Origin of the sequence: Parabacteroides sp. CAG:2, from assembly GCF_000436315.1 — a bacterium.
Lineage (GTDB): Bacteria > Bacteroidota > Bacteroidia > Bacteroidales > Tannerellaceae > Parabacteroides > Parabacteroides distasonis.
Map to the genome: position 1 here is coordinate 64,137 of NZ_FR885297.1, position 18,648 is coordinate 82,784.

General features: G+C 40.2%; 17 protein-coding genes and 1 pseudogene. 10 read left to right on the plus strand and 8 right to left on the minus strand.

Translation table 11 applies throughout. The annotated features are described in order from the left end of the window. Positions 1–2 precede the first annotated feature (2 nt). From QVP94_RS09855 to QVP94_RS09880, 6 genes are all read right to left on the minus strand, one after another. Positions 3–2,666, minus strand: coding sequence for a TonB-dependent receptor (locus QVP94_RS09855; protein ID WP_022192507.1), 2,664 nt, complete (start codon positions 2,664–2,666; stop codon positions 3–5). A gap of 13 nt (positions 2,667–2,679) precedes the next feature. Next, positions 2,680–3,525 (minus strand): FecR family protein, encoded by an 846-nt coding sequence (locus tag QVP94_RS09860; protein ID WP_005867493.1) that lies wholly within the window; start codon positions 3,523–3,525, stop codon positions 2,680–2,682. A 201-nt stretch (positions 3,526–3,726) separates the two neighbouring features. Next, complete coding sequence (locus tag QVP94_RS09865; RefSeq protein ID WP_005867490.1) at positions 3,727–4,536, minus strand: porin family protein; 810 nt, start codon at positions 4,534–4,536, stop codon at positions 3,727–3,729. Between the two features lie 88 nt (positions 4,537–4,624). Further along, positions 4,625–5,137, minus strand: coding sequence for an RNA polymerase sigma-70 factor (locus QVP94_RS09870; protein WP_005859552.1), 513 nt, complete (start codon positions 5,135–5,137; stop codon positions 4,625–4,627). Between the two features lie 149 nt (positions 5,138–5,286). After that, on the minus strand, positions 5,287–6,339 hold the full coding sequence (trpS, locus tag QVP94_RS09875; protein WP_005867488.1) for a tryptophan--tRNA ligase: 1,053 nt from the start codon (positions 6,337–6,339) through the stop codon (positions 5,287–5,289). Positions 6,340–6,422: 83 nt separating this feature from the next. Further along, positions 6,423–6,725, minus strand: a complete 303-nt coding sequence (locus QVP94_RS09880) for a PAAR domain-containing protein (RefSeq protein ID WP_009016867.1) — start codon at positions 6,723–6,725, stop codon at positions 6,423–6,425. A gap of 99 nt (positions 6,726–6,824) precedes the next feature. Between QVP94_RS09880 and QVP94_RS09885 the strand changes: the two genes are divergently transcribed. Both QVP94_RS09885 and QVP94_RS09890 read left to right on the plus strand, forming a co-directional pair. Beyond that, the gene (locus tag QVP94_RS09885; RefSeq protein WP_005859559.1) at positions 6,825–7,766 is read left to right on the plus strand and encodes a DMT family transporter; all 942 of its coding nucleotides are present in this window, start codon (positions 6,825–6,827) and stop codon (positions 7,764–7,766) included. A gap of 131 nt (positions 7,767–7,897) precedes the next feature. After that, complete coding sequence (locus QVP94_RS09890; RefSeq protein ID WP_022192508.1) at positions 7,898–9,160, plus strand: DUF4933 domain-containing protein; 1,263 nt, start codon at positions 7,898–7,900, stop codon at positions 9,158–9,160. Between the two features lie 7 nt (positions 9,161–9,167). Here QVP94_RS09890 and QVP94_RS09895 read toward each other — a convergent pair whose 3' ends face one another. Next, positions 9,168–10,340, minus strand: coding sequence for an ATP-binding protein (locus tag QVP94_RS09895; RefSeq protein WP_005859561.1), 1,173 nt, complete (start codon positions 10,338–10,340; stop codon positions 9,168–9,170). A gap of 701 nt (positions 10,341–11,041) precedes the next feature. Between QVP94_RS09895 and QVP94_RS09900 the strand changes: the two genes are divergently transcribed. Then, positions 11,042–11,296 carry a hypothetical protein gene (locus QVP94_RS09900; RefSeq protein ID WP_022192509.1) on the plus strand — a complete coding sequence of 85 codons (255 nt, stop codon included), beginning with the start codon at positions 11,042–11,044 and terminating at the stop codon, positions 11,294–11,296. Continuing rightward, positions 11,293–11,595 carry a type II toxin-antitoxin system RelE family toxin gene (locus QVP94_RS09905; RefSeq protein ID WP_022192510.1) on the plus strand — a complete coding sequence of 101 codons (303 nt, stop codon included), beginning with the start codon at positions 11,293–11,295 and terminating at the stop codon, positions 11,593–11,595. Before QVP94_RS09900 ends, QVP94_RS09905 begins: the two co-directional genes overlap by 4 nt. A 26-nt stretch (positions 11,596–11,621) precedes the next feature. Here QVP94_RS09905 and QVP94_RS09910 read toward each other — a convergent pair whose 3' ends face one another. Further along, entirely contained in the window at positions 11,622–12,623 is a 1,002-nt protein-coding gene (locus QVP94_RS09910) for a winged helix-turn-helix domain-containing protein (protein WP_288213225.1), read from the minus strand. 192 nt (positions 12,624–12,815) lie between these two features. Between QVP94_RS09910 and QVP94_RS09915 the strand changes: the two genes are divergently transcribed. The 6 genes and pseudogenes from QVP94_RS09915 (at position 12,816) to QVP94_RS09940 (ending at position 18,642) form a co-directional block, all read left to right on the plus strand. Beyond that, positions 12,816–13,034, plus strand: coding sequence for an NVEALA domain-containing protein (locus tag QVP94_RS09915; RefSeq protein WP_005867482.1), 219 nt, complete (start codon positions 12,816–12,818; stop codon positions 13,032–13,034). A gap of 8 nt (positions 13,035–13,042) precedes the next feature. Beyond that, positions 13,043–14,091: pseudogene (locus QVP94_RS09920) on the plus strand (TolB-like 6-bladed beta-propeller domain-containing protein). Between the two features lie 12 nt (positions 14,092–14,103). Continuing rightward, positions 14,104–14,958: a DUF1573 domain-containing protein gene (locus QVP94_RS09925; RefSeq protein WP_022192513.1), complete on the plus strand. Its 855-nt coding sequence runs from the start codon at positions 14,104–14,106 to the stop codon at positions 14,956–14,958. 185 nt (positions 14,959–15,143) lie between these two features. Then, positions 15,144–15,368, plus strand: coding sequence for an NVEALA domain-containing protein (locus tag QVP94_RS09930; protein ID WP_080707563.1), 225 nt, complete (start codon positions 15,144–15,146; stop codon positions 15,366–15,368). 330 nt (positions 15,369–15,698) lie between these two features. Then, entirely contained in the window at positions 15,699–16,619 is a 921-nt protein-coding gene (locus QVP94_RS09935) for a DUF4221 family protein (RefSeq protein ID WP_288213230.1), read from the plus strand. A gap of 112 nt (positions 16,620–16,731) precedes the next feature. Next, positions 16,732–18,642, plus strand: a complete 1,911-nt coding sequence (locus tag QVP94_RS09940) for a hypothetical protein (RefSeq protein ID WP_022192518.1) — start codon at positions 16,732–16,734, stop codon at positions 18,640–18,642. Positions 18,643–18,648: the final 6 nt, after the last annotated feature.

Here is an 18,648-nt window from a genome sequence, read left to right on the forward strand (position 1 = left end):
AGCTAGAATTTATAAGTATAAGAAACCGAGGGCATGCAATAGAACAAAATCGTCTCCTGTAGCACTACATGATATCGCTGATTTATATCCTGGTTTACCATAACCTCCGTCATGAAGGGATTCGGTTTCAAATACGTATTGTATATACTTATGTTCCAAATCCCCATCCGACCCTTCTTTTTATATCGATAAAAATTCACGCCCAGATCCAAACGGTGATAAGGAGACAATTGATAATTATTACGAGCGCTCAAACCTGAATTCATCGGTCTGTATGAATCTACTCCGGCATACCCGTTCTCTTTCTGATAAATCGGAGACAGATATTTATACTCCGGCAAGCTAATATGGTTTCCTGAGGCGAACACCCAAGCTCCCGTTAACTCCACCTTCCGGGATAACTTACGAGAAACGACCACATTCACCTTATGCCGGTTGTCGAAGCGAAACGGGAAATGACGCCCCTTATTCACGGAACCATCCGGAAACCACCGATCCGACCAAGAGAGCGTATACCCGATCCATCCGGTTGTCTTCCCATTTGTCTTTTGCGCCATAAACTCCACACCATAGGTCTTACCCTTTCCCAAACCGACCCGGTCTTCCCAACCGGAGAAATGTGTCTCAACCGGCCAATGATCCTTATAATCAATCAAGTTATTCAACCGTTTATAATACCCCTCGATCGAGAAATCATACATCCGTTTCAGATTATAATAAAGCCCGGCAGTAATCTGGTGAGAACTCATCGGAGGGACTTGCTCCGTCACCGGGACCCAAATATCCGTAGGCTGGTTCACATAGGTATTCGATAATAAGTGGACATATTGGTTCATCTTACTGTAGGATATCTTCGCCGATAGATCCGGACGAAGTAAATAACGTGCCGACAAACGAGGCTGAAAAGAATGATAGATCTCATTCTCTACATGAAACAAGGTATACCGCAATCCGGCATTCACCCGCAAGCGATCCGTGACCCGCATCTCATCCTCGGCAAACAAAGAGAACTCATGCCCTTTTATCAAGGAATAATCATACAAAAGCTCATATACGGGATTTACTAACGAATCGTTCACCCAAGACCGTTGCTGGCTATTCTCCGGACGAAAATTATGATACAGGTAATCCGTGCCCATTCGTATCCGGTGATTCATTGAAGGACTGTAATCCACTGACAGCCGTACGCTCAGATCCTCCATCTCCGATTTATAACGGCTATCCCGCTTAATTGATTGCCGTTCTGCCCTATTTCCTTCGATTTCATACCCCTTCGCCTCTTGCCGGATATGCGAGCGAAAACGGCTGTAGCCCACCATTAGATTACCAAACAGCTTTTGCCCGAACACGTAGTTCCACCCTGCGGAGCCGATCAAGTTTCCCCAACGCCAGAGAAACATATCATCCGAATCCTCATGCTTCTCCTTGCTTCCCTGCCGAAAAGCATCTTGCCCCATATAAAAGCTCAAATAGGCCCGGCTACGTTCCGAGAAAGAATGGTTCACCTTCGCATTTATATCAAAAAAGTGATAACCGAAACTCTCCTTGGTATCACTGTTCTTATTAACGATCGCCAAAGCCGTCCCTGTTATCAAATCCAACCACGTACGGCGTACCGAGACATTAAACGAGGAGCGATCCTTAATAATCGGCCCCTCTAGATTCGCCCGTGCGGAAAGCAACCCTACGGAGATATTCCCGTGATACTCCTGCTGGTTACCGTCATTCATACGGACATCTACAACCGACGAGAGCCTTCCCCCGTATTCCGCCGGAAAGCTCCCTTTATAAAACCGGGTATTCTTTATCGCGTCCGGGTTGAACGCCGAGAAAAACCCCAACAAATGGTTCACATGATAGACCGGATTTCCATCCAGCAGATACAAATTCTCATCGGCCCCGCCCCCACGAACATACAAGCCGGTCATTCCCTCGGTGCCTACCGCCACGCCCGGCAACTGCTGTAAGGTCTTCACCAGATCCGCCTCCCCCAGCAAAGCGGGCATCGACTTCACCCGCTCGGCAGGTACGTCGATCACCCCCGTGCGGCTACTCAATATCTCGTAGCGAGGCCGGGTCCCCCGAATAACGACCTCGCCTAACGAGGCCAATGACCTCAACGGGAAGTCGATCATCGTATCCCTTTGCAAATCGATCTCTATCTCCATCGCCTTAAAGCCCACGTACGAGGCCCTAAGGCGAACCTTACCGGGTGGAAGTATCAAGCTGTAAAAGCCGTAATTATTAGACATCGTCCCTCCCCTCGAACTTTTCACCAGAACCGAGGCCCCCAACAAACTCTCATACGAGGCTGAATCCCTGACGAATCCGCTGATCGTATATTGACGGGGCTTTCGCTTTAAGATGATATATTGCCCCGTAACCCGATAAATAATCGGTAATGGGGAAAATAAGCGCTTCAAGCAGTACGACAAGGATTCATCCCGGACCGACAGGGAAACCTCTGGCAGCTCTTTCAGCAGAGAGGACTCGTACGAGAAGAACAATCCGGTTTGTTTCTCAAGCTCCATCAATATATCCAACAGGGGAACCTGCCGCATATCCAACGTAACCGTCGGCGTAGGTTCGGGCATCTGCGCATATAGATGTCCCATCCAACCGGGAAGCAAAAGAATCCCTATCAGCCATACAACAATAGATCTCATAAATGATCTGATTTTATTTCTTCGAAGTGGAAACCAAACGTGCGTCCAATGTCTGGTTAACAACCTGCAAGACATCCTCCAAAGGCAGATTATTAAAAGTAGCGGTCAATCTCGCTCCCTCATTCTTTGTCTGGTTCGCAATCTTGACTTGATAATAATCACTCAAGTCCTCAATCACCTTATCCAGCGGTGTCTCCATAAAACGAAGTTGCCCTGTCCTCCAAGCCAACTTGTTCACGTCTTCTTCCGTCACTACCGTTATCTCCTTGTTCTCCATAGAATACTGAGCCGACATTCCAGCGGTAAGTATCACATTCTCCTTTTCCTCCCCGGCGGTAAAACATACCTTGCCGGTAACTACATTGACTTCCGTAACGGTAGGCTTCTCATCTATCTGGAAACTTGTTCCCAGCACCGTAACTTCCGTTTGGCTCGTTTTCACTGAGAAAGGGCGTGCCTCGTTCCTCGTCACTTGGAAAAAGGCCTTTCCATTCATCTCCACGGCACGCCTCTCTTTATCATATCTCTTCGCGTCATACCGGATCCATGAATCGCCGGCCAAAGCGACCAAGGTACTATCCGGAAGGTAAACATCTTTCATTTGTCCGGGGGCGGTAGTAATCGCAACCCAATCCGGGGCGTTTCTCTCTACCGTAAACCATGTCCCCAGACCTACGAGCACTAACACGACAGCGGCCGCCCCGATCCAATACCGGCGAAACGAGACCTTCCGGCTAATCACATGCTCAGAAGCGAACTTCTGCCATGCCTTATCCGGGTCAAGGCTTCCTTCCCGATAGCGTTTCGCTACGAAACGGATGCGTTGTTCCAATTTATTGTCATGCTCGTTATTATTCATAACTATTCCTTCTATTTAATAAGTCCTTCCAGTCTCATACCATTGGAATCCGACATTTGGGGCCTGCCCCTTCTTCAATGGAACTCCCACGCTCATACTCGGCGAGATCCTAGACGATACGCAAGATGAGAAAATCATCATCGACACCGCGAATATAAATACCCACTTTATACAAACCATCGCTTTCATCCTATTTTCTCTTTAAAATGTGTATCCCAAGGTAAAACTAGCCGTATGATAGTTCAGACCTATGTTATAAGCATATCCCTTGTATTGCTTATCTATACCCAGATCATAGCCAACCTTAAAAGCGACCCGTTTCACCTCTATACCAGCCTCTATGGTAGCTCCCCAGTCAAAACGAGGCGCTACCGCATATCCTTGGCCGGGATTAAACGGGTTATATGATATTTCCTTATTATAGGGCAGCTTTCCTTTTAAAGAATAATCACTTTCCTCATACGTCACTTTTCCTCCCAAGCCAACCGCCAAATAGGGACCGACCGCCAAATGTAACCGAACATCCTTACTTACCTGCCAATCGAAACGAGCCAAGATCGGTAATTGGATATATTCACGATGCTCCTTCTGACTGCGATGCCTTATACCTTCTACATCAAAATCCTTAATTCCATAGGTATCATAATAGAAGCCCGTAAAGCCGTAACCATTACCATAACCGTATCCCCACAGATTCAAATAATCACTGGAAACGGGATAGAGAAATATACTCGTACCTTCCCGTCCCCCATATGGACTCTCACTAGTTCCATAAATCTCACTATAAGAAGACAGCCCCTTCCCCCGTCGCACATAATACAAACCGGATTGAAGCGAGAACCAGCCCGATCCGAATGTATAAGAGACTGCGGCCCCAGCCTTAAAGCCTACCTTAGCGGCATCTCCCTTATACTTTGTCACGTTCATACCGGCTTCCGGCGTCACTTTCCATTGCGCTTGGGCCGAGATCACGCACGTCATCAACATCACAAATACCACCAACTTCCTCATACACTCTCCATGCTTTAATGAAATAAACAAGTAACCTTTATCTCTAAGACAGAGAAATATGAAAAACCCCCATTCCTTTCTATAAAATTTATCCGAAAAAGAACATATAAACACGGATAGCGGTCTCTCGCAAAGCTTTCAATGCCTTGCTCATCTGGTTCTCAACCGTTTTTACCGATAAATTCAATTCCTCCGCGATCTCTTGGTATTTCAAGCCATCCCGTTTGGATAACAAGAAAATCTTCTTCCGTTCGGGAGGCAACCGATCGATAGCGTCCCACAGGCGGGCGTCACGCTCCGATCGCAGGATGTCTTCCTCTTCCGAGGTATCTTCTACGTCGGGTAACTGCTCGGTGGCCTCAGCGTTTACGGGTTGTGAGGTAAATGAAAGAGAACGGTTCCTCACCGCTTGATATAAATAAGCCTTGAGATTCCCGATCACATTACCAGCCCGGTTCTTATCCCATACATCCGCGAAGGCCTGTTGCACGATATCCTCGGCATCGTCCACCTGATCGGTATAACGAAGCGCAAACAAACACAAGGGCTTATATAAACTCTTGAAATGATGTTCAAATTCTTGGGTGGTAATAGCAGCCATACGTTTGTTATCTGTAACTATTCACCGCAAAGTAACAACCTTTTCTTTTTAACAAATCGCTTTTCAGGTTCTTTATAATGGTTTTAATAAAAAGAAAGCGTTTAAGGACTTATCCCTAAACGCTTTTTCTTATTTTTAATTAATAAGCATCAATATGGACGAAAACCGATAATCTGGCGTACCTCATTTAAAGTCTTAGAAGCGCTCTCACGAGCTTTCTCCGCACCCATACGGGCTACCTTATCCAGATATTCCGTATTGGCGGCCATATCCAAGATACGCTCACGGATCGGAGCGCAGAACTTATTGATATCCTCGGCCAACTGCTTTTTCATATCGCCGTAACGGATCTCGCAATTGTTGTATTTCTCATTAAAGAAATCATAGGTCTCTTTCTCGGAGACAATTTCCATCATCGTGAATAAATTGGCGATCGGCTCGGGCTTCACGCTATTCGGCTCGGTTGGTCCCGCATCAGAAACCGCTTTCATAACCTTCTTCTTGATTGTTTTCTCATCATCGATCAAGTAGATCGCGTTACCCTCACTCTTGCCCATCTTACCGGAGCCATCCAAGCCCGGTACTTTCACGGACTTATCGCCCAAATGGAACGACGCAGGTTCCGGGAAGAAATCTACTCCATAGGTAGAATTGAAACGGCGGGCGAAACGACGAGCCATTTCCATATTCTGCTCTTGATCCTTACCTACAGGAACCTTCAACGCCTTATGGATAATAATATCGGCGGCCATCAAGGTCGGGTAAGTCAACAAACCAGCGCTTACGCTATGTTTATTACCTTCATTAAAAATCTCTTTCTCTACATCGCCTTCACATCCTTCCCGGCTGATATGCAACTGCTGACGGGCCTTATCCTTAAAGGAAGCCGTACGCATCAACTCGCCGATACCGGCGTTCATATTCAAATATAGATACAACTCTACCACCTCCGGCACATCGCTCTGAATATAAATGGTAGCTTTTTCCGGATCGATACCACAAGCCAGATATTCCGAGAGGATCGTCTTTACGCTATTTCGTATATTGTCAGGATGCGGGTGAGTAGTCAACGAATGCCAATCAGCGATAAAGAAGAAGCAATTATACTCATCTTGCATCCGCAAGAAACTCTTTACCGCACCAAAGTAATTGCCTAGATGCAGATTACCTGTTGGTCTGATTCCACTTACTACTGTTTCCATGTCTTGTTATTTTTAGTTTTCAAGTGGCGGCAAAGATAGTAATATTCTCACAATATACATACTATTATATGCCGCAGATCCTCCTAACCACCTATTATAACGGTGGGGCATCCCAATACGATTTGCCCTCCGTGAGCTGTCGTATCTCCCATTCTGGCGGCAGGTTTACCGCAGATCATCACGGTGGAAGATCCTTTAATGATCGTATCCGGCGGACCTACGCAAACGCAACTATCCCCCATTACCGCCGCCGGTAGCTTGCCGATTAGAACAGTCGCCGCTCCCGGCCCTACGATAGGACCGCCTACATGGGGTATCGGTGATGGCCAAGCCGGGGTTTGCATAGGACATGTATGCATATCTGTCAATCTTGCTGCTGGAGGCATATTTATTACTTTTTAGTTAACGATTTATTGAAATGATAATCTACAAATATATAATATTTATCATGAATATACTACTTTTGCGCGCTAATATTTTTAATCATGAATGCAAAAGCAAAAGGATATGTTCTAGGGGCTATCGCCGCCGCGACTTATGGAATGAACCCCTTGTTCGCCCTACCCTTGTATAAAGCCGGTATGAATCCGGATTCAGTCCTGTTTTTCAGATATTTATTCGCGATCCCGGTATTGGGTATCATGATCAAAGCGAGAGGGCGGAACTTTAAGTTGAAACCCAACGAGATCGTTCCTTTAATCCTCATGGGGCTGTTGGTTTCCTTCTCTTCCCTAGCGTTATTCCAAAGCTATAATTATATGGAAGCAGGCATCGCCTCGACTTTGCTGTTTGTCTATCCGATCTTAGTGGCGCTGATCATGGCGTTTGTCTTCAAGGAGAAATTAACGTTACAAACCATCTTTTGTATCTTGCTGGCATTAGGCGGTATCGGCTTACTTTATAAAAGTGGCGACGGAACGACTCTTAGTTTAACCGGTGTCCTGTTGGTCATGGCTTCCGCTCTTTCCTATGCTATTTATATCGTAGGCGCGAATCGTCCGCTATTGAAGAATATCGCTACGTTGAAACTTACGTTCTATGTCTTGCTTTTCGGAATGACCTTGTTTTTAGTCCGTATAGATTTCGGCAGGAGCCTTCACATTGTCCATGATTGGTATTTATGGGGTAACCTGATCGCTCTAGCCATATTCCCAACCGCTATCTCTTTCCTTTGCACGACACTGGCGGTCCAATATATCGGCTCCACCCCGACGGCTATCCTCGGAGCTTTGGAACCGTTGACCGCCGTATTCTTCGGAGTGACTGTCTTCGGTGAATCATTAACGTTACGATTGTGTTGCGGAATCATCCTGATCATCCTAGCCGTTACCCTCATTATCGCAGGAAGTAACGTAACAAGCCACCTAGTTCGTTTTCGAAAGCTTTTCCCAAGGCTTCCGCTTAAGAAAAAGAACGCTAAATCATAAAATCACAATAGGTATCATTTCTATCCAGATACTATTTACGGGGCTATCGCAAATCTATGATAAATTCGTAAAATCATTTGTTACAATCAATTATTTTACATATGTTTGCGATAAACAATACGTATCCAATCATGATCACCAAGTTCTCAACATGCTTATTGTTCCTTGCATTGCTCTTAAATAGTTGCCAGCAAAGGAATCAACCCACCTCTCCCCAATATGAACCGGAATATAATAGTTCAACGACTCCGGCCCTCATTGATATAGAAAAGGCGCTGAACCATCCGGCGATGTTGAAACTGAGTCAAATAGCCTCTAAGCTGGAATATTATAATGTTGGAGACGCTCGTTACACGGTAACACAAGCGATCGCTATTCCGGATAGCGACGCTTTTATCACATTCAATAACCCACGTATTTATTATCGTAAGCAAGGCATTCCCAGCAAACGATATGGATTTAAGGCCTTGGATTATAAATGGAACCATGGGATGAACGGCCTTAATCTATTTTACGACAAGAAAACAACCCGTATGTACTGCGCCTTGAGCGGCCTCGACCAAGACAATAAAAAAGATTCGACCACATTCAACGATATAAGGCCATGTATCGGGGAATTATCCACATTAGATACGATGCTGACCATTCAGAATTATATATTCCCCGAAAACCTGCCTACCAAATATTCGATAAATGCGGATGCCAGTCAAATAGTAGGCTTCTCCTCCTCGGGATATATGCTTTGTGATTACGCGGAAGGCTCTAAAATCCCGAAAGGAATAACGACATTCAACCTTCGAGGAGATACGCTTTGCAAATTCATCCTTGCGGATGCCAAGGATATTAACGTCTCTCCGGATACGATCACCCGGTTTCAAACCTTTTATTGGAATACGGATCAAGACCGAATAAATTTCTTGATTCCTTATCGAGATACGGTATACCAGCTTTCAAGTTCCCACTCGATCACCCCTTTATATACGCTTCATAAAGACAATCAAGATAAACCGACCGGTCTTCGTTCTTTCTTGGAGAATCCGAATGGGCTATTTATGGGAGTCTTTCAAAAAGGTTCTCCCGCCATCTATAATTGGCTGGGATGGCTGGACGATTACAAACCGGTTATCACCCATCGAGTAGTCTATCTCAAGAAAGAGAAGAAAACATACGCCTTACCCAAAAGCTCCGGAGGATTTATCAATGATATAGATGATGGACTTCCGTTCTGGCCAGACGGACAAACCGATGACTGTGTTTATATGATTCGTACCGTCACCGAAATGCGTGAGACCGTTAAACGCACAGGCTCCTCCCGCCAAAAAGACCTAATCAAATTCTTAGACGATCCTAAAGTGTTCGAGAGGGATTATGTTATGATCGTGGCAAGACCTTGATGGATATTCAATAGATAAAGCCAAACATCCATAAAGGAATCATATTGCGGAAAGCATACTCTATGTCATCTTTCACCACATACCCATCCGCCGCTTGCTTGATCTGTTGCCGCGTCTTATTCTTTCCCCCAATCTCAAAGGTTCGGCCATCTATCTCAAAGTCTGAAATCGCAGAAGAAGTAACGAAGCATACGACTCGCATCCAAGATAGAAAAACCGTCTCACGCACGGAACCGATATCCGGTACCTGCTCCGACAACGCATAAGCCAGATTCGTATTATTCAGATAGATCTTCTCTACTTTCTCCAATAATTTCAAGCCCTGCGCTTTTTCTCGCAGTAAATTAACCAGACCTGCCTTCTCCAAATAACTCATGTAGTCGGGCAACACATTCCGGCTGATATCCAAATCTCTCGCCAACTTCGTATAATTTGGTTTGAAAGGGACACTTTGAGCTAATACATATAATAATTTCTTCAACTTTACGGCAGAAGCCACCGTCATATCCGCAAAAATCGGAATATCAGATTCCACCATTTGGTTAATCACGCTACGCAGACGCAAGAGATATTCCGTATCTTGAAAAAATGGATAATAACCTGTCGATAAATAATCATTAAATAATTTGAGTGGACGAGCTTCCTTATAAGGGAACTCAACCTTCCCAGCAAGAATCTCTTCCAACGAATACGATGGAAGCTGCCACCCCTGCGATATATTCAAATATTCCCGAAAAGAAAGTCCGGGTAATCTATACTCTACCTTCCTGCGACTTAAATCCGCACCACCTTTCTCCAGATCAAGAATAGACGAACCTGTATAGATAACTTGAAGACCAGGAATTTGATCGTATATATTCTTCACCTCCCTAGACCAATCCTTGTATTTATGAATCTCGTCAATATAAAGTTTTTTCCCACCCAGATTATAAAATTGATAAGCCATGTCGAATAACCGATACTTGGTAAAATAGAAATCATCTGCCGTAACATACAAAGACTCATCCTCACGATCATACAATTTGATATGCTGCAACAATAGGGTAGTCTTCCCAACACCACGAGCACCTAAAATCGCAACCAATCGGCTATCCCATGCGATCTGATCGTGAAGAAAACGCACGACTTCTGTCGAAGTATGCTCTAATTGAGTTCTAAAGGAACGAAATAAGGTCTCCATATTGATTCATGTTTAAAGGACAAATATACAAAATTGCACGATGCGATGTGCAATTTTCATACAAAATTGCACATCGCATCGTGCAAATACCTTTATATAAATTGCCCTAAGGCTATCTACTTAAAAACGCCCTCGTCCCACTCACTATTCATTTACCACCCTATCCTTTCCTATAAATAATCAAAAACATCTACAACATCTACAACTTCGCATATAGACATCTGGTTATATGATATTTAACCCATGATTGCAGATAAAAAAACATCTACAATAATCCGATCCTATCTACAATCACTTACGCTTTTTCACCACAAAACAGAACGATCTTCTTACACTCGCCGTATTTCATCACTTCAGCACTCTTCTTGATACCTATAAAACATTAACGTATAATAGTTTACAGTTTTTCTAAGCAAAAACAAAAGTTTTCCGCTTATGAAACTTTTGTTTCCCTAGGAAGAAACTAAAGTTTCCTATAGGAGAAACCATTGTTTTCCCTACGAGAAACAACAATAACCCTGTATATTAACGTTTTTAGTACGCAATATACTGGTTATAAGTATGTGCCTCGATTTGCCAACGCAGTTTGTCGGTAACTACAGCCCTTCCGGATAGTGCTGGTAATTTAAAACAATCATATAGACTTTATATATTGCATATATTATATATACTTTATATATTTGCATCAAAAACATAGACTTATGAGTAACGCACTATCATTACCAAGAAAGAAGAAACTGATAGAGCTTCCAGAGGACACATTAAAGAGACTATCGTTCATGGCGGTATCTGAAGGCAAGAGTTTAAAGGCATTCATTGAGAACTTATTGATCACTGAAGCGAAAACCATGAATGATGAGGATTTATATCGCCATCTAGTTGAGACTCGCCCGGAAGGTAAGGTTTATTTGTCGGACAAAGAGAAAGAGGATTTTGAGAAATCATTAGGGATATGAACATTAATTACTCCAAGGATTTTTCAAATTCTGTAAATAAATTGTCCGGAAAATACAAGAATTCAGTTATCAATATGATCAAGGAGGTTAAACAAGCCGCATCCATAGAGGATATTACCGATTGTAAGAAACTGAAAGACTTTCAAAATATATACCGTATAAGGATTGGTAGTTTTCGTGCCTTATTCCTTTTACGGGTAATAGACAATACAGTTTTCTTTGAATATCTAGTTAGCAGAGGAGAGGCTTACAGTAAGGAATATGAGAGAAAGCTAAGAGGCAAGGACAAAGCTTTATAAGACACTCTTTCCTTTCCTAAGTTAGGTTAACCCACGACACTTAACATATAGCCTTTTCCACGAGAGCTTTCCACCTTAAGATTGGGAATAGAAGACAAATCCTCTTTAAGCCTTTTAGCCGTAGCGGTAAGAGCGTCTTTGGACACACTTCCATCCGGCCAGATTTCTTCTTTCAGCCGATCGGACTCAATGAAATATCCTTTATGTTCTAATAAAATACAAAACAGTTTCAGCCGTTGATTTGCCAATTCGATACGATGCCTATGATAATGCAATACGCCATGTGTTTCATCGAACAAGATATCTTCTGTTATTTGTATCATCTCTTTAGGTACTTCTTGTAGCGGTAAGATATTTATCCTTGGTCTTTTCCATGTCAAGACAATAGCGATAACCCAGAGAATAACCATTGCCAGAATCCAAAATATATTTCGCAAAAACACTTCACCTACTATATAAAGGAAAGGAAATTGAACAAACGTTTGCAAAACGATCGTCCGATTCGCTCCAAAAACAATTTCTTTTAATGGTATAAAAGATTGATAAAAAGAAGTATCCGAAGAGCTACATTCCGTCTTATCCATAAAAGTATAACAAGTTACGGTCTGAGCCGAAATCGCATGTTCATACAAAGATGCACGAAAAGCGCTATCCAGCAAGGTTACTTGAATCGGATTCTCCATAGACAAACAATGTTGGAGACAAAAATCAGACTTCTCCTGTGAAGACATCCTCCGTGCCACCTCCTTATTATTCCTCATATGTATAATCGCATCGGCAGTCTTGATTGTAATGCTATCTCGTTCCAATCGATTAGCGCCTGAATAGGAAAAACAAAAAGCATCCCCTAAATCTTTTATCCGCCTATTTGTATCATCTTGAACTGCCCGCTGAAATAACGTTTGAGACTCTTCTTGTAATTCATACTTTACATTTTGGTATGATTTATAAAAAGACAACAAGCAAATCATCGTCATCAGAACAAATACACTCCACTTCCAATAAAATTTCCAATTTTGCTTCTCCATAATTATTCCTCGTTGAAACTGCAAAGATACGTTTTCCATCCCTTTCTACGAATAAATTCATTCAACTCGCAAGATGAAAGATGACTATAGGTAGACAAAAGGCTTATTTTTCAACTGTCAGCTAAAAGTCACCTAAAAAGATTGGCTATCCAAAGACCAAGCCGTACGTTTGTAACAAAAATTAGAAACGACATGAAACAAATTACTTTTAAAAAAGCTTTCGCTATCATTTTCATTTGCGCCTTGTGTGCTTCGTATTTTCTTTTGAAAGAAGGAAAACAAAATTTCACAGATCTTACTTTCTCTAATATTGAAGCGCTAGCTTCCGGTGAAAGTGGATCCGGAGATTGCTATGGGGCTGGCTCTCTATCATGTAATGGAGGATATTACAAATATATATACAACCGTTAAAACAACACATGAGCTACTACGTATACATAGTTCTATTAATAGGTAGTCTGGTATCCTGTTCGGAATCCTCACGGCACTTCCCCCGCTACGAGGATTTTCCCGATGAAAAGGCATTAAATGCGCAGGTTATCCACCTAGATACCGCCTTGTTCCGCTATCCATTCCGGATAGCGGTCAAGGATGGTATTGCTATTATTATGGACTTACATAACGCAGATTGTTTTTTCCATGCCTTTTCCTACCCCGAATGGAAATATATGACTTCATTTGGTAAACGAGGTGAAGGGCCTGAAGAAATGTCATCAGCAGACTGCTTCCGGTTTATCTCCACTGATTCTATATGGACACTTGATGCGAATAGAATGCGAACAACTAGATGGAAAATTGAACAAAATATGCACAAGATTACATCTGTGGAAACTGTTGATATGGATAAGCGATTGGTCAGAGCTTTGGACTTTTATCCGATGGAATCAGGATTTTTAGTTACTGACTATCTAGGTGAGTATAGACAAAAGTGGACAGATCAACAAGGGAAATGGATCAATTCAACTAATGAAATTCCAACGAGAAAATATAATGAAAAAATATCTCGTCCCATTTTAGCTCAAGCATGGAGAAGTTTTATAGACTACAATCCTCAAAAAAAAATTTTAGCTATGGCAACCCAACTTGGAGAAGTCTTAGAAATATACAATTTTAAGACTCTGTGCAATTTATTATATATGGTCCTCATGGTGAACCAGAATTTCAAAGTACTCCATCTGATGCTATACCAATCGGTATTATGGGCTTTAGTGATATACAAATCACAGATAATTATATCTATACAGTATTCCATGGTAAGACATTCAAAGAAATAGAGCAGGCATTAAAACAAGGGAAAAAAACAGAAGATGGAGGATACTATATTTATGTATTCGATCTGGCAGGAAACCTAGTTCGTAAATACATTCTAGATCACGCTATTTATGGCATTTATGTAAATGAAGATACGGGAACGATCCTCGCCACAGATGTAAATAATGACGAACCAATTCTGCAATTTAAAATTTAGTTATAAAATACCATGAAGCACTTAAGTCTAATCATATTGTTATTATTTCTTTTTTCTTGCCAAGACAAGAAAAAAGAAGAGATCAAACATTTAATATCCAAATGGCAAGGAAAGGAAATACAGTTTCCACAGGATATGGTTTTCATGCGATTCAATTCCGATACAATATATCACACTATCCCAAATTCATCCCATAAAGTTCTAGTTTATGTAGATTCCATAGGATGCACCAGTTGTAAACTACAACTACCTCGTTGGAAAGAATTGATCCAATATATAGACTCTACCAGCCAAGAAACAGTTCCATTCTTATTTTTTTTCCACCCTAACGACAAGAATGAAATACGATATCTACTAAAAAGAGAAGGCTTTAACACACCTGTATGTTTTGATCAATCAGACAAACTGAATCAACTCAACCATTTTCCAACAGATAATAGATATCAGACCTTTTTATTGGATAAAGCAAATAAGGTACTAATAATAGGTAATCCCATCCATAACTCTAATATCAAAGACCTGTATCTACAAGAAATATCGGGAGAAAAGTTATCCTCACAGATACAAACCACCGTAAAGATAAAGGAAGAATCCATCCAGTTGGGTACAATAACACTTGGAGAAAGTAAAGAAGCTATTTTCACCCTAACAAACACGGGAAATTGCTCTCTTGTCATAATTGATGTAGCCACAACATGCGGATGCGCTAAACCAACTTTTGACAAACATCCGGCCAAACCGGGAGAAGCCCTTCAAGTGAAAGTCTATATGACACCCAAAGACAGAGGGTTCTTCTATGAAACAATCACAGTAAAATGCAATGCAAATCAGCCAATAAAGCTTAATATAAGGGGAACAACTCTATAAATTAAGAGCTATGAGAAAGCTTGCCTATCGTCAACAAGCTATCCCCGCTTCACGCAAGAGAAGGAGGTGACGTAAAAGTACGAAAATAAATTTATAGAAGGATTCTAGAATATCCCTTTCTTGCGGAAGAAAAGTAAGCAAGAAACAAAATTCTTAAAATACAAACAATAACAACTATAAAAATCATGAGAAAGAAAATTTCAATAATAGCAATAATGGCAACAATTGCCATTGCTACAGCATGGAATATGAATGTAACTAAAGAACGTGTTGCATTAAACGACATCTTACTTAGTAATGTAGAAGCATTAGCAGGCTGCGAAACTTTTGGGGGGTCTTGTTTCTGGACCACAAGTTATGGCAGTTGCTGCTCTGGTGGAGGAATGGGATGCAGCCCTTGTGATAATTAACGATATAGGATTGTTGCGAACATGTAAGAACATATAACTTTATATAAGCTGTATATATCTCTATTTTTGCAACAATCCTACATATATTAAAACATATAACATGAAAACAATCCAATTTCTATTTACAGCTATAGTATTTATCATGTTTTTTTCATGCAGCAGCAATAAAATCGATAATTACCAATTAAAAGAATCAAATATAAACAAATCGTTTAATTTAGATAGCAACACTAAAAATTCCATCTATTTTCTTGCACAATACATTAGCAAAGACGGAAAAGAATACTTAACTTTTCAGAATGGAAAAAAAACGAAATATTATTCTATGACATAAACACCAGCCTATTATCGTTCAAGATAGAGCCTAAAATAGACGGAGACAATGGGGTTGGGCGTTTTCTAGGGTATTATATTCAAAATCTAGACAGTATCTATTTAACAAATTATGATTTTCAAGAAATAGCTATAATTAACAAAAATGCAATTGTAAAGGATAAAATAAATTATGAAAAAGCAGACAATGGTACGGCCTTGTCCTTTTTTTGTTTTATAACTCATGTCTATCGGCCAGCCACTGTTATTGGGCGAAAAATGTACATATATTCAGGTCCTAACCGATGGGTCGAAAACGCTCCAGTAGCAGCTATTCTCGATTTAGATACAAAATCTATTCAAGCCCTACCTTTTACATATCCACAATATGAAGGTTCTAAAGTAAAAAGGAAACAATACGGATGGGAAAATGATTATAGTCGTTGTTTTGATGGCAAACGATTTATTTACTCCTTTGATTACGAAGAAGACTTATATGTAACATCTACCATCAACCATGATTCCATTTATAGAGTAAAAGCAAAAAGCAAATTTATCCCTAAAGTAAATTGGCCTCCAGAATTTGGTTATGATCCTGATAGATTGTGTACAAATCAGCGATATGGAAATATTTTATATGACAAATACAGAAATGTATATTATCGCATAGCCTATCCAAAAACAGAAATAGACTGGACCAAAGAAAAAGTAAGAAGCATGGAATTACTAGAGTATGGAGGAAAAAATTTTTCTATAATCATTTTAGATAAAGATTTAAATTATATTGGAGAAACAAAATTTCAAGACTATACATACAATTCGAAATTAATACTGATCATGAAGGACGGAATCTATATATCTAACAGCCATTATATGAATCCAAATTTCAGTGATGACCTATTAAGTTTTATCCGTTTCGATCTAATTAAAAACACTTAAATAAAACACATCATGATATACATATTGTTTTTTGTCCTTTGCATTTTTTATTCTTGTAATTCTCAAAATAACAGCATTATTTTTTCTACAAAGAAAGCAAAAAGCAACAGAAATGAGTCAGAAAAAAATCATAAAACACTATGAGTCAGACGAACAAAAATTAGCTGCAGCAAAATTCCTAATACAGCACATGGCATTTCACTACAATAAAAACAATTCAAATGAGGTCAATTTGCAAGACTTGTATGATAAACATGCCGCCATATCGGAAAAATATAATTGGATGAAGACTCCATTGCCTTGGCGACAAGAGATAGATTCTCTTGAGAAAGCATACGCTCACCAAATTGCCGCATTCTCATTTTTAGATTATAAGTCCGATATAGAGACGATCAAGTCAGAATGGCTTATCAAGCAAATAGACCTAGCATTTGAGGCATGGCAAAATAATATATATACGAGGGAATATCCTTTTGAAATGTTTTGTGAATTCATATTACCTTACCGTTTTAAAGAAGGAATCATACTTGAGGACTCGAAAGAGATGTTTTATAAAAGACATCATACCATATTTAAAGATAGTGTTGGCGCCTCTTTCATCCAAAGGATAGATTCTATTTTATACTATTACAAAGACATAAGGTATAATTTCTTTGCAGGAGATAGAATTCCAATTAACAGTGTAAAGACTTTCGAGCAAATTAAATACGGACAATGCGGAGATAGAAGTTGGTTCAATTCCTTAGTATTGGCCTCATCCGGTATAGCCTCAAGTATTGACTTTGCACCTTCACAAGGGAACAGAAACAACTCCCATACATGGAATGCAATCATAACGCCTTCCCAAACCATACCTTTTGAACCTTTTTGGGACGAAGATAGATGGAAATATAAAATTATGTACAATAATAAAACAACAGATCGAAAATGGGGGAAATTACGTTTCGCTAAAGTATATAGAAACACATTCTCTATAAACAAAACAGGCCCTTTATTCGATCCTAATATATCAAAAGAAGATATTCCAAACCTATTTAAAAATCCCAGAATAAAAGATGTTTCTAATGAATATTTTGATACAACAAATGTAAACATACTAATACCAAAAGGTATAAAAGAAGTTCCTTCTTACGCATATCTTTGTGTATATAACCACGAAAAATGGGAACCTATACAATGGGGAAAAATAGTGAACCGTAATGTCACTTTCATTGGTATGGGAAGAGATGTCGTATATTTACCTGCTTTTTACTTAAATGGAAACATTTTGCCCATAGGGAATCCATTTTATATCTCACCTACTGGAGAAAAACATATTTTCTCAATCTCTAACCAAACACAAGATATTTATGTTCGGTCACCCGGTTTTTTCAGAGACCCTAAAGATCGATTACAAATAATAAATCCTTTATTAAATACACATATTATAGGAATAAATGATCTGGAAGGCATTGTTGATACATTGTACACTATTACGGATCATTCCGATTTATGGGAAAATATAATAAATATCCAAAGCAGAAACAAATATAATAGTATTGAGTTACAAATTCCAAGCGATACTTTTGCTCTTTGTGACTTCACGTTGTACACTCAAAAAGCAGAAAAACAAGAACAAATCCGTAACATAACAATACAGACACCTATCAAACATATCAACACATACGAAAATATCGATATGATAACAGATCATATATCCGCTACAGGTATGATCGGAAATATCAAAAAAAATTCACACGGGAAATATAAAGTAAAAATTGATCTTGGTGGATTATACAATATTTCAACTATCCATTATACCCCCTATACTCCTAGTATCATACAACCTGAATATATATATAAATTATATTATTGGGATCAAGAATGGAAACTATTTGACGAGCAGAAAGGAAACAAAAATTTCCTTGTTTTCAAGTATGTCCCATCAGGTACTATTTACAGAGTGAGAAATGAAACAAATAAGAAGCAGAAAAATATGCAACGCATATTCTCTTATAAGAATGGATATCTAAAATGGTTATAAACAGCA

Coding starts and splice junctions, on each gene's coding strand:
- QVP94_RS09855 (WP_022192507.1), bottom strand. CDS start 2,666: ATGAGATCTATTGTTGTATGGCTGATAGGGATTCTTTTGCTTCCCGGT.
- QVP94_RS09860 (WP_005867493.1), bottom strand. CDS start 3,525: ATGAATAATAACGAGCATGACAATAAATTGGAACAACGCATCCGTTTC.
- QVP94_RS09865 (WP_005867490.1), bottom strand. CDS start 4,536: ATGAGGAAGTTGGTGGTATTTGTGATGTTGATGACGTGCGTGATCTCG.
- QVP94_RS09870 (WP_005859552.1), bottom strand. CDS start 5,137: ATGGCTGCTATTACCACCCAAGAATTTGAACATCATTTCAAGAGTTTA.
- trpS (WP_005867488.1), bottom strand. CDS start 6,339: ATGGAAACAGTAGTAAGTGGAATCAGACCAACAGGTAATCTGCATCTA.
- QVP94_RS09880 (WP_009016867.1), bottom strand. CDS start 6,725: ATGCCTCCAGCAGCAAGATTGACAGATATGCATACATGTCCTATGCAA.
- QVP94_RS09885 (WP_005859559.1), top strand. CDS start 6,825: ATGAATGCAAAAGCAAAAGGATATGTTCTAGGGGCTATCGCCGCCGCG.
- QVP94_RS09890 (WP_022192508.1), top strand. CDS start 7,898: ATGATCACCAAGTTCTCAACATGCTTATTGTTCCTTGCATTGCTCTTA.
- QVP94_RS09895 (WP_005859561.1), bottom strand. CDS start 10,340: ATGGAGACCTTATTTCGTTCCTTTAGAACTCAATTAGAGCATACTTCG.
- QVP94_RS09900 (WP_022192509.1), top strand. CDS start 11,042: ATGAGTAACGCACTATCATTACCAAGAAAGAAGAAACTGATAGAGCTT.
- QVP94_RS09905 (WP_022192510.1), top strand. CDS start 11,293: ATGAACATTAATTACTCCAAGGATTTTTCAAATTCTGTAAATAAATTG.
- QVP94_RS09910 (WP_288213225.1), bottom strand. CDS start 12,623: ATGGAGAAGCAAAATTGGAAATTTTATTGGAAGTGGAGTGTATTTGTT.
- QVP94_RS09915 (WP_005867482.1), top strand. CDS start 12,816: ATGAAACAAATTACTTTTAAAAAAGCTTTCGCTATCATTTTCATTTGC.
- QVP94_RS09925 (WP_022192513.1), top strand. CDS start 14,104: ATGAAGCACTTAAGTCTAATCATATTGTTATTATTTCTTTTTTCTTGC.
- QVP94_RS09930 (WP_080707563.1), top strand. CDS start 15,144: ATGAGAAAGAAAATTTCAATAATAGCAATAATGGCAACAATTGCCATT.
- QVP94_RS09940 (WP_022192518.1), top strand. CDS start 16,732: ATGAGTCAGAAAAAAATCATAAAACACTATGAGTCAGACGAACAAAAA.